The sequence below is a fragment of the Streptomyces sp. SD15 genome, assembly GCF_054462255.1.
Genome location: NZ_JBTLMO010000047.1, coordinates 52,590 through 62,203, shown reverse-complemented (window position 1 = coordinate 62,203; position 9,614 = coordinate 52,590). Strand labels below are relative to the sequence as shown.

Here is a 9,614-nt window from a genome sequence, read left to right as displayed (position 1 = left end):
TGTGGTCGATGGCTGCCTTGCTGGCACCGGCCTGGCCATGAACGACTGACCGACATCACAAATTCAAGTTCAGTAGCAGGCTGCGGTTGACTAGCTGCAGGATCAACGGAAGAGGAACCCGCTCCCGGACTCACACCGGTAACTGCCTCGCTGACCGTTTGCACCCGCCCAAGCTGAGTCAATATGGCAGGGGCTGAGATGCCCACGGCGATAGCCGCATAGGAACCAGAAATTTGCCCGGACATCCCGAACAGTGCAGCTCCTGCCGCGCCCAAGACAGTGTGGAATACAGCAGCCACGAGATCTGGTGCTGGATCAAAGAACTCTCGCAGGCGTGGCGGCCCCGGTGTGTCCGTCGCTGGATCCGTTCTTCGGTGTTCACGCCGTGCCGTCTGCCATTCCATGGTTTGGTTGTAGGCATCGACCAATCCGCGTAATGACCCGCCCGCGGCACCGAGCACGAACAACATCGCCGTATCCACAGCCCCTCCAACATCTTCCCCGAGCTCGCCCTCAGTCCCGCATGAGGAGTCTGCACGAGCCTATGGTCGCGGGCACCACCCTTGCTGTGAACTGTTCCGATCTGTGCGGGCCCAAGCGGCTGCAACACCCCGGGTGTTGCAGCCCGTCGGCGAAGCCGACCCTGTAGGTCGCAGTCGCCGAAGGCGACTTCCCTCGGGTCTGCGCTCCGGCTGAGTGCCTAACTGCGCTGTAACGACGACGTACGCGAACAACCACGGACCCGAGGACAGTCGCCGCAGGTCACGGAGGTACCGGCTTGCCTCTGGACCATGATCGAATGGCTTCGGGACGAAGAGGTCAGCCCGTGTCGGTGGGTGGAGAAGATTTGGCCCCATCGCCTGTCCGTTCAACCTGCGCGACACACCTCCGACACACTCTGTGGCACCGCGCGCCCGCCGACTGGCTACGCAGCAGGTCAGAGGGGTTGTGAAGCGCTATCAGCGCAATCTCTCCGGAGCCGTGTGCGCAGGTTCGAATCCTGCCGGGGGCACTCACCCGGTCACAAGCTGAAACTAGCATTTGACCTGGTCGAATGCCGATACGAGAGAGCGGGAGTCAGTCTCACTGACTCCCGCTCTTTCTCGTTGCCTCTCACTGATGAGCGCGCACCACCGTGGAATCCACCCCGATGTCCCAGTAGATGTCACCGGCGGCATCCGCTTCGGCTTGGACCTGCTGGAGCGGCCGCTCCCAGGTTCCGTCGGCCGACCACAGCCGGTGCCGCTCATAGAGCGTCTTCCACGGCCCGAACCGTTCCGGCAGATCATCCCGCCCCCTGACCGAGCAACGATCCGACGAGGTGACAGTCACCTGGGCGGAAATCCCAGAGCTTACGCTCCCGGGCATGACCAAGTTCTTCGCCACTGTGTGCCTGCCGCCGACCGCGCCCCGGAAGGTTCCACAGGCGATAGCTGCCACCATGGCGCCCTACAACGCCAACCTCACCGAGGAATGGAATCCGGTCGGCCACTGGGACTGGTGGGCCATCCACTCCAGCCCGGGCAACGCCTACCTCGTGTTGCCTCCGCACGACGGCGACCGCAGGCTCGTCACGGCCTCAACCGTGCCGCGCAGGAAGGCCAAGCTCGATGCCCTCGGGCCGCTGGAATGCTACGGCGGGCCTCGGGGTCTGCTCGACTTCGACGGTATGCGGAAACGAGCGGCGCGCACGCATGACGCCCTGCTCGCCGCTTGGACCGAGCTGACCGCGATACACCCGCCGGCCCGCCCGCTCGCCGACTTCCTCGCTCGCCACGAGGCCGATCCGGAAAGGTACTCCTTGGCAGACGCCAAGAAGGAGCATCTGGCCCAGCCGCTGGTGCAGGACGTGGCCCAGCGGGCCGTCGCGGGGGACCCGCACTTTGACACGTCGTTCCTGCTCAACGACCCGGTTGCATACTTCGCGCAGGACCACGAGGAAGCCCGGCTGTGGTCGGTCCGGTGCGCCGTGCCCGGCTTCGCCCTGGTCACCCTTGATGGCTCGTGGATGGACGCGGACACGGACGGCCACTGGGAACAAGCCAACCGCTATCTCGACGGCCTCGACGCCGAGGCCGTCGTCCTCGACCTGCTCTGTCACTCCTGAGTCGTCAGACCGGGCCGACCCATGGAGGTCAGTCCGGCGGCTGTGCGGCGGGAGCCCATGATCGCCCGGACAGGATCTAGGCGGGGCTTGGCACGTCCATCTGCGGCGTTGCCGTCGGTTGCCGACTCCCCCATCGCGTCGACGCCCCTCTCCGCCTTGCAGTTGCACGCTCCAAGCCCCGCTCACCGGCGCTGTTTTGGCGCCGTTTCTTTCCTGCGACCTGCTCCGCCGGACAGACCCAGGGCCAGCGGCTCAGCCGACCGTCCACTTCTGGGCGGCGGTGCCGTTGCAAGTCCAGATCTGCAGCCGGGTGCCGTTGGCCGAGTTGGCGCCCGTCACGTCCAGACACTTGTTCGCCTGCGGGTTCACGATGTCGTTCGCCGAGGAGACGACCCACTTCTGGTTCGGTCCGCCCGTGCAGTCCCACAACTGGACCGTCGAGCCGTCCGCCGTCCCGTTGCCGGTGACGTCGAGGCACTTGCCGAGCGCGCGGATCGTCCCGTCCGAGCCGACGGTCCACTGCTGGGCGGCAGAGCCGTTGCAGTCGTAGAGCTGTACGGGGGTGCCGTTGGCGGAGTTCGCCGCCGCGACGTCCACGCACTTCCCGGCGAGCCCCTTGATCGCGACGCCGGCGGCCGTGTCGCCCGTGGTCACCGACACCGAGTCCACCAGCAGTTGCTGCGGGAAGACGGTGGAGCCGTCCGGGTCGCCCGGCCAGTAGCCGCCCACCGCCAGGTTCAGGATCAGGAAGAACGGCTTGTTGAACACCCAGGAGTTCCCGCCCAGGTCGGCGGGTGTGCGCCGCTGGTAGACGGTGCCGTCCACCGACCAGGTGATCGAGTCGGGGGCCCAGTCGATGGCGAAGGTGTGGAAGGCGTCGGCGAAGGCCTGGCCGTTGGGAAGCGAGTAGCCCGCGCCTATGCCGCCCGAGCCGGAGTAGCCCGGGCCGTGGATCGTGCCGTGGATGGTGGAGGGCTCGTAGCCGACGTTCTCCATGATGTCGATCTCGCCCGAGGCCGGCCAGTTGACCGGTGTGCCGAGCATCCAGAACGCGGGCCACATGCCCTGTCCGCGCGGGATCTTCATCCGGGCCTCGACGTGCCCGTACTGCGCGGTGAACTTCCCGGCCGTGTTCAGACGGGCCGATGTGTACTGGCAAGTCCCGTACCAGCACTGGTAGTTGGCCGGGTTCTCGCGCTTGGCCGTGATCACCAGATGACCCTGGCCGTCCAGGGCCGCGTTGTTGTTGCCCGACGTGTAGTACTGCCGCTCGTGGTTGTTGACGTTGTCGCCGGTCTCGATCTGCCACTTCGAGGAGTCGACGGCCGCTCCGGCGGCCCCGTCGAAGGTGTCGGAGAACACCACGGCGGCGGCCTCAACACTCGGGGCGTCTGCCTGTGCCGGGCCGATCGCGGCGGTCGCGACCAGCATGGCGGAGAGGGCGGCGAGGAGACATCTGCGGAGCGATCGTGGCGAGACCACGGCTCTCCCTTCCGGCGCACGGGTGCGCCGAGCGAGGTGGGGGGTGAGTGCGTCGCCCCGTGATTTAAGAAGTGAGATAAGGGGGCGTCAATAGTTTGGTACGGACCAGATGATGAAGGCTTGAAATGCGCCACGCCGTATTCGGCATCACCGATGCCCGGTACGAAGCCATACGTGCTGTTGCGTAAGACCCTGGAGAGGTCGTCGAAGGTTACCGTCGCCAAGTGCGCGCGAGCGCCTGGGCCTGCTGCGGGTGCGTGAGTAGCTCCCTGGTCTTGCTCAACACGGGGCCCGGACAGGGAAGATGGCCAAAACCAGGCTAATACCGTGGAGCCGATCGGCCCCAGCCACGACGTACGCCTTCTCTGGCATCAGGCGGCTGATCGCGCGGTGAGCGGAGCGAGCCGCCTTGATGATGTGGGGAAACTCAGTACCGATCCGAAGGCGCTCCCTCGCAGCCGGCCTCCGCACAGCAGCGGAGTACCGCAACCGCAGCGACAGCCCCCGTCCGTCAACGTCCCTTCGGGGCCGCGTAGCGGCCGGTATGGCCGTAACTGACCATCCTCGCTGGAGCTACGGATCAGAAGGTCCCGCCACCAGGAGACGGCTCGGCTCTCGTTCCGGGCCGTCCGTGGGGTAACAAGGGTTTCGGTGCCGCGGAGTTCAGCGCAGAGCCCCCCGCTCGTCTACATGGCATGTCGGCACACCCTGGAATACGTCGGGAGCTGCAGAGCCATAAAGGATGTTGAACGTCTCCAGTTGACAGGACCAGGCGCCGCCACAACGGCCGACTAACCGGCAGTTGATCTGCCATTGCAGCCACTGGCCGGGAGCCAGGCGAACGGCGGGCGGGCGCCGATTGCGTCGCGGCATGGCAAACATGCTCACCTCTGGTGGGATGGTGTCCCGCCGAGTGGTGTAGCTGCTCAAGTGAGGTTGATCCCCGCGGGAGGCTCATCCTCAGAGCCTTGCCGAACGGCGCGGAGGAGCACGGTGCCGAGGTCAGCGGCCAGCGCCCTGACGTCCGTCGCACCTCCCGGGCGTCTGCTCGTCAAGGTTCTTCCGCCGTGCCTCCACCTGAGGACGCCCCGCGTCCGAGATGCCGAGTTCCTCATGACATCCACCACCTATCCGCTCACGTCAGACCAAGCAGCGCAGACAAATCTCCCGACCATCCCCCACCAAGCCGACGGGAGGATTCAAGGTAGGATACATAGCATGAGTGAGCCTACCGGCAAGTACTCGATCACCATGCCGCGCGACATCGCCGAAGCCGCCAAAGCCCGCAGCGGCCCCTCCGGACTGTCCGCTTACGTCGCTGCAGCCGTTGCCCGTCAGATCGAACGGGACAACCTCAACGAACTCATCACGGTCGCGGAGGCCGAGCACGGCCCGATCACCGACGAAGAGATTCAGGCCCTGCGCGACCAACTCCACCAAGCCCGAGAGCAGCAGACCCCAGGCGGGGCGAACGCCGCGTGACCCCATCCCCCGCCATCCCCGGCGGCACCCTGGTTCTCGACAGCGAAGGGCTGGCCAAGGCCGTCCTGCGCGACCGTACGGTCACCGGCTGGCTCGCCCTCGCCCGCGCCGACGACCTGCGGGTGATCACTTCCGCAGCCACCCTCGCGGAAGTGATCCACCCACGGATCAATCGCCCAGCCCTGGAATGGACCCTGTCCCGCCTCGTCATCGAACCGGTCACCGAGCCCATTGCCCGCCACGCCGCCACCCTCCTCGCCGATGCCGGCCTGCACGGCCACAAGTACGCCATCGACGCCATGCTCAGCGCCACAGCCCTCGCCGCCCCCGGTCCGGCGACGGTCCTCACCTCAGACCCCGAGGATCTCATCGCCCTGTGCGGCTCTCGCATCACCGTCATCAAAGTCTGACGCCAGCAGTCGAGGGGTGCGTTCCCGACAGTGACTTCGGAGCGTCCGCTTTCGGCAGGCCCTGCACGTACCCGGAACTGTGGCTTCCATCATGGCGAATGTGATCTTGTCCTGGTGAGATCGCCGGATGCTCGGTTTCCTCCTCCGTCTCCTGCCGTTCTGGGTCCGCGAGCCCCTGCTCATCGCGGTCGGGTCTGTTCTCGGCGTACGCATCATGTATCTCGCCGTCCGCGATCACGATCGGGTCGCGGCCGGTCTCGGCGTGGTGTTCCTCGTGTTCACCGCAATACGCGTCTACGCGGTGATCCGGGCCCTGCGCGCACGCCGGAACCCGAGTCCGAGAGCCTCCGCAGACGGGGCGGCAGTCGATGCTGCCGCTCAGCCCCAGCCCCAGCTCCAGGCCGGAACCGGGCCGCGTCCCAGCCCGGACACTCCGGAGAAGGAGCACAACGCATGGAGCCAGGCCGTCGCGGCCGTGGCCGTGTTCGGGGCACTCGCGGCCGCGCTGTGGCTGGCCCCACGCTTCATGCCGTCCGACGACAACGCCCCGCAGCCCGCCTCGTGTTCGGGCGGGGCACACGAGGAGCTTCCGAATGCCTACAAGGACACGCCCCAGCCTGTGACCGGTGAAGAGCTGTGCAAGGCGCTCAACCGGCCGGACCTGGCCAAGCTCCTTGGAACGCCTGAAGAGACCGCGACCACTGTTTCCAGCACCAACAACACCGCTCCTCTGACGGATGGGAAGGTCGCCCAACCGGAGGCCGAGGTCACGTTCGACACGTACACCGTGAATGTCTCGGCCACTTACAACGAGCTGACGACCGACCAGTACGTGAAGCTGATGAAGTTCGGGGATGAGAAGGACATCAAGACGCTTACGGTTCTCGGTCGGCCCGCGGTTCTCTTCTCGGATCACACCATGAAGCTCGAGATCAATCTCGGGAGTGGCGGATCCGGCGGACCGGTCGAACAAGGCCCCCTGGCCAGGACGCTGTCCGTGGCCCTGGACCGTAATGACCGAGGCGGCTCCTGCGACATCACCGTGTGGAGCACGTCCGGAGCCCTCCCGAACGACAGCGTTCTCCTCAACATCGCCGAGAAGGTTCTTCCGAGGATCCCCGAACGACCTGTCCGATGAGACGCCGAAAACACCTCGGCGAAAAGATCGGTCCAGTCGCGCTGCCGGCGACGGCATCAGTCTTGCGCAACTTTATTGCTGGCTCATAGGAGGCCCGGCCGGAGGGTGCTCTTGCGTCTCGAGGCTAGGTGGCACGTCACAACGGCGACGAGCGAACTGCGAAGTTCTCTCCGCCGTAGAGAGACTCATAGCGAATCTCGATGAGCATTCTCCGGGAGATGAGTTCCCAAAACCATCTGTGCTCATCTTCGCTGAAACCATCGATGTGCAGCAAATAGCTCTTCTGCCCCACGAGAAGAGCCGCACCTTCTACCAGGGTCAGCACCTTAGGCTGAAACGGAAAGGACTGGGTTACTCTGCGATAGGTCTGCAGGTCCCACTGTCCGACGACCTCCCCGTCGAATGTCACTACAGTCTTCGTCACAATCGCCGGGCCAAGACCAGCATTGATGACCTCAAGGCGGGCTATGTCGTCGTTGTAGCCCTTGACCATCCGAATCTGCAGCAAAGGTCGCACAGACTGCCGGTTGTGTTCTCGGGCGGACTTTGTCTGCACCAGGCTGATCCAGAGTGAACCAACCGCTATCACGGTCGCGCAGACAGCAATGCCCGTATTAGCGTCCATCTTCGCCCCCCACCGATGCGGCACTTAACGAAGAGACTCATTCACCCGGCCTACGGTTCCACTGCTGGAGTACGCCGACGCGCCCCTTGCGCGACGTCGCGGGCGTTGTGCCGGGGGCCGGCGGCGATGCTGCTCTTCCCGGCGAGGCGAAGGGCGCCGATGGTGAGGTTGCGCCAACGACCAGAGCGTGCCGTACGCCGTGCGGATCGCGAGGGTCGGACACCTCGGCCACTCGCTCCAGCAGGCCCGGGATCTCCTCGGGCACGGCCCCGGGATGCTCGCGGAGTTGGCCAAAGGCAGGCGGGATCGGCGATGATGCGTCGGCGGACACGGTCTTCCACTCGGATCACGGGGCGTCGACTCCATGATCTTGGAAGGGCACGTCATCCGCCCGCGGCGTCCTCGGCCTCCCAGCGCAGCAGGTCGCCCGGCTGGCACTTGAGCACCTCGCAGAGCGCGGCGAGCGTCGCGAAGCGCACCGCCTTGGCGCGGCCGTTCTTGAGCACCGCCAGGTTGGCGGGCGTGATCCCCACGCGGTCCGCGAGCTCGCCCACGGACATCTTCCGCCTGGCCAGCATCACGTCGATGTCGACGACGATAGGCATCAGATCACCTCGTCCAACTCGGCCTGCATCTGCGCCGCTTCGACGTCGCGCGCGACGGCCTGGGCGAGCAGCATCCGCAGCACGAGCACGACGAGCGCGACCCCCAGGATGGCCACGCCGACCCCGCCCATGATGACGGTGACGCCCGGGTCCTCCCGCTGGCCCGGCGCATTGATGGCCGTGACCGCGAACCACACGAGGGCAGCCGCCACGATCGCGCCGATCACGCCGTCCACGTACCGGAAGGCGGCATGGGAGAACACGGTTCCGCGTCGCACCATCGTCACCAGCCGCCATACGCAGACCAGCGCGACCTGGACCGACGCCATGCCCAGGATCGTGATCACGCGCAGCGGGGTCAGCGGGAGCGACCCGTCCTCCGGGTCGGTGGCCAACGCCCACACCATCCCTGCCTGCACGAACACGGTGCCGGCGAGCACCACCACGAGCACGGCGCGCAGCACACCCACTGTCAGCTTCCCCACGACCCATCCTTCCATCGATTTACGATGGGAACCTATCGAAACTCGATATATGAAGCAAGGGCTGGGACGGAGGGTGGGCGGCAGTTCCGCACCGTGGCGGGACGCCGCCGCCTCCCATGGCATGGCGATTGCGCGAACTGTCTTGATCTTGCCGAAGCCCTGGGTAACACCCGACTGGCGTCCAAGGCGGTGTCGGCGCGTGCCAGAGTCGTGCCACGTCAGGCGGTCAGCCACGGTCAACGACGGTTCCCCACGGCCGAGATGTGCCGCTGAGCCGGGGCTCCTCGAGCCTGGAGGGCCCTGCACAAGAACACCGCCGTCGGCCCCGAGGTGTTCGACGGCGTAGGTGCGGACGTCGTCTCGGACGGCATCCGCGTCCCGGCGGGCGTAGCGCAGCAGGCGCTCCGGCCCGGTCGGACATCGCCCGCCCACGGACAGGGCCTACGCCATGGCCCGCGGTCACCGCACGATCTTCGGGAGTCCACATGACCCCCGATGATCATGCAGTGGCCGTATCTGTTCCCAGCCCTGCTCCTGCGTCACTTCGGGTGCGACACGCCGTTTCCTATGCGGTGCCGGGACCATCGAGGAAGCGAAGCAGCACGGCGGCCTCCGCGCGGAGCTGCGCGGCTCGGTCTGCGTGCGCGGGCGCAGTCAACTGCGCTGCAATCTCCAGCCGCTCGGCGGCCTCAGCGCGCACGACATCCACGGCACTGGGCTCGCTCACCTCGCGCCGCGCTGCTTCGGTGGCGTCGGCACCAACCGGCGACTGCTCAAGGGCCGAGCCGCGGAGCTCTGCTTCGTCCACGGGTACCACCTCAGCGTTGTCCAGCGCAGCAAGTGTTGTGCGCAGGGCGCTCACTGCGGCCTTGTCACGGGCGCGCATCGCGACCATCGAGCACGTCATGCCACAGAGCTGGCGCGACAACTGGCCTCCCCTGGATGACGACCCGTCCGAAGGTGTAGGCCGCGATGAGCTGGTTCACACCCTCGGCAACCTGTCTCTGGTCACGGCCCGTCTGAATCCCGCCCTCGGCAACATGGCATGGGACGACAAACGGCAGTGGCTCGGCGAACACAGCCTCCTGCGCCTCACCCACGGCACCCTGCTCAATCCCCCGCCGACCGCTGAGATCAGCGGCTGGGCCTCCACCTGGGACGAGCGCCGGATCCAAGCCCGCGGCGCCTACCTCGCGTCGCTGGCGCCGAGTATCTGGCCGTCGGCGGACGCACTGCTCGCCGCCCCTGTGTTCTCGGAGCCCGGCAGCAAGTGACACGGC

Annotated in this window: 11 protein-coding genes and 1 pseudogene; 5 read left to right on the top strand and 7 right to left on the bottom strand. The window is 66.4% G+C overall.

Features of this window, described 5'->3' with window-relative positions; all coding sequences use genetic code 11:
• Both ACX28W_RS34200 and ACX28W_RS34195 read right to left on the bottom strand, forming a co-directional pair.
• Positions 1-482, bottom strand: a 482-nt coding sequence (locus ACX28W_RS34200) for a hypothetical protein (RefSeq protein WP_459003888.1), incomplete at its 3' end; no start/stop codon positions are given.
• Positions 483-1,116: 634 nt separating this feature from the next.
• Positions 1,117-1,287 (bottom strand): annotated as a pseudogene (locus ACX28W_RS34195) (transposase); the annotation flags it as partial.
• 79 nt (positions 1,288-1,366) lie between these two features.
• Between ACX28W_RS34195 and ACX28W_RS34190 the strand changes: the two are divergent.
• Complete coding sequence (locus tag ACX28W_RS34190) at positions 1,367-2,107, top strand: hypothetical protein (RefSeq protein WP_459003887.1); 741 nt, start codon at positions 1,367-1,369, stop codon at positions 2,105-2,107.
• 252 nt (positions 2,108-2,359) lie between these two features.
• Here ACX28W_RS34190 and ACX28W_RS34185 read toward each other — a convergent pair whose 3' ends face one another.
• Positions 2,360-3,589 carry a ricin-type beta-trefoil lectin domain protein gene (locus ACX28W_RS34185; RefSeq protein WP_459003886.1) on the bottom strand — a complete coding sequence of 410 codons (1,230 nt, stop codon included), beginning with the start codon at positions 3,587-3,589 and terminating at the stop codon, positions 2,360-2,362.
• A gap of 1,218 nt (positions 3,590-4,807) precedes the next feature.
• Between ACX28W_RS34185 and ACX28W_RS34180 the strand changes: the two genes are divergently transcribed.
• From ACX28W_RS34180 to ACX28W_RS34170, 3 genes are all read left to right on the top strand, one after another.
• Positions 4,808-5,071: a CopG family transcriptional regulator gene (locus tag ACX28W_RS34180; RefSeq protein WP_359229798.1), complete on the top strand. Its 264-nt coding sequence runs from the start codon at positions 4,808-4,810 to the stop codon at positions 5,069-5,071.
• Positions 5,068-5,481, top strand: coding sequence for a type II toxin-antitoxin system VapC family toxin (locus tag ACX28W_RS34175; protein WP_459003885.1), 414 nt, complete (start codon positions 5,068-5,070; stop codon positions 5,479-5,481). Before ACX28W_RS34180 ends, ACX28W_RS34175 begins: the two co-directional genes overlap by 4 nt.
• A gap of 127 nt (positions 5,482-5,608) precedes the next feature.
• Positions 5,609-6,619: a DUF6215 domain-containing protein gene (locus ACX28W_RS34170; protein ID WP_459003884.1), complete on the top strand. Its 1,011-nt coding sequence runs from the start codon at positions 5,609-5,611 to the stop codon at positions 6,617-6,619.
• 136 nt (positions 6,620-6,755) lie between these two features.
• Here ACX28W_RS34170 and ACX28W_RS34165 read toward each other — a convergent pair whose 3' ends face one another.
• The 4 genes from ACX28W_RS34165 to ACX28W_RS34150 all read right to left on the bottom strand — a co-directional run bounded on the left by ACX28W_RS34165 (position 6,756) and on the right by ACX28W_RS34150 (position 9,220).
• Positions 6,756-7,244 carry a hypothetical protein gene (locus tag ACX28W_RS34165; RefSeq protein ID WP_459003883.1) on the bottom strand — a complete coding sequence of 163 codons (489 nt, stop codon included), beginning with the start codon at positions 7,242-7,244 and terminating at the stop codon, positions 6,756-6,758.
• Positions 7,245-7,627: 383 nt separating this feature from the next.
• Positions 7,628-7,849 carry a helix-turn-helix domain-containing protein gene (locus tag ACX28W_RS34160; protein ID WP_266636582.1) on the bottom strand — a complete coding sequence of 74 codons (222 nt, stop codon included), beginning with the start codon at positions 7,847-7,849 and terminating at the stop codon, positions 7,628-7,630.
• On the bottom strand, positions 7,849-8,334 hold the full coding sequence (locus tag ACX28W_RS34155) for a DUF2975 domain-containing protein (RefSeq protein ID WP_459003882.1): 486 nt from the start codon (positions 8,332-8,334) through the stop codon (positions 7,849-7,851). The genes ACX28W_RS34160 and ACX28W_RS34155 overlap by 1 nt, the downstream gene beginning before the upstream one ends.
• A gap of 565 nt (positions 8,335-8,899) precedes the next feature.
• Complete coding sequence (locus ACX28W_RS34150) at positions 8,900-9,220, bottom strand: GatB/YqeY domain-containing protein (protein ID WP_459003889.1); 321 nt, start codon at positions 9,218-9,220, stop codon at positions 8,900-8,902.
• A gap of 19 nt (positions 9,221-9,239) precedes the next feature.
• Between ACX28W_RS34150 and ACX28W_RS34145 the strand changes: the two genes are divergently transcribed.
• On the top strand, positions 9,240-9,608 hold the full coding sequence (locus ACX28W_RS34145; RefSeq protein ID WP_459003881.1) for an HNH endonuclease family protein: 369 nt from the start codon (positions 9,240-9,242) through the stop codon (positions 9,606-9,608).
• The last annotated feature ends 6 nt before the right edge of the window (positions 9,609-9,614 follow it).

Coding starts and splice junctions, on each gene's coding strand:
- ACX28W_RS34160 (WP_266636582.1), bottom strand. CDS start 7,849: ATGCCTATCGTCGTCGACATCGACGTGATGCTGGCCAGGCGGAAGATG.
- ACX28W_RS34190 (WP_459003887.1), top strand. CDS start 1,367: ATGACCAAGTTCTTCGCCACTGTGTGCCTGCCGCCGACCGCGCCCCGG.
- ACX28W_RS34145 (WP_459003881.1), top strand. CDS start 9,240: ATGCCACAGAGCTGGCGCGACAACTGGCCTCCCCTGGATGACGACCCG.
- ACX28W_RS34150 (WP_459003889.1), bottom strand. CDS start 9,220: ATGCGCGCCCGTGACAAGGCCGCAGTGAGCGCCCTGCGCACAACACTT.
- ACX28W_RS34180 (WP_359229798.1), top strand. CDS start 4,808: ATGAGTGAGCCTACCGGCAAGTACTCGATCACCATGCCGCGCGACATC.
- ACX28W_RS34165 (WP_459003883.1), bottom strand. CDS start 7,244: ATGGACGCTAATACGGGCATTGCTGTCTGCGCGACCGTGATAGCGGTT.
- ACX28W_RS34170 (WP_459003884.1), top strand. CDS start 5,609: ATGCTCGGTTTCCTCCTCCGTCTCCTGCCGTTCTGGGTCCGCGAGCCC.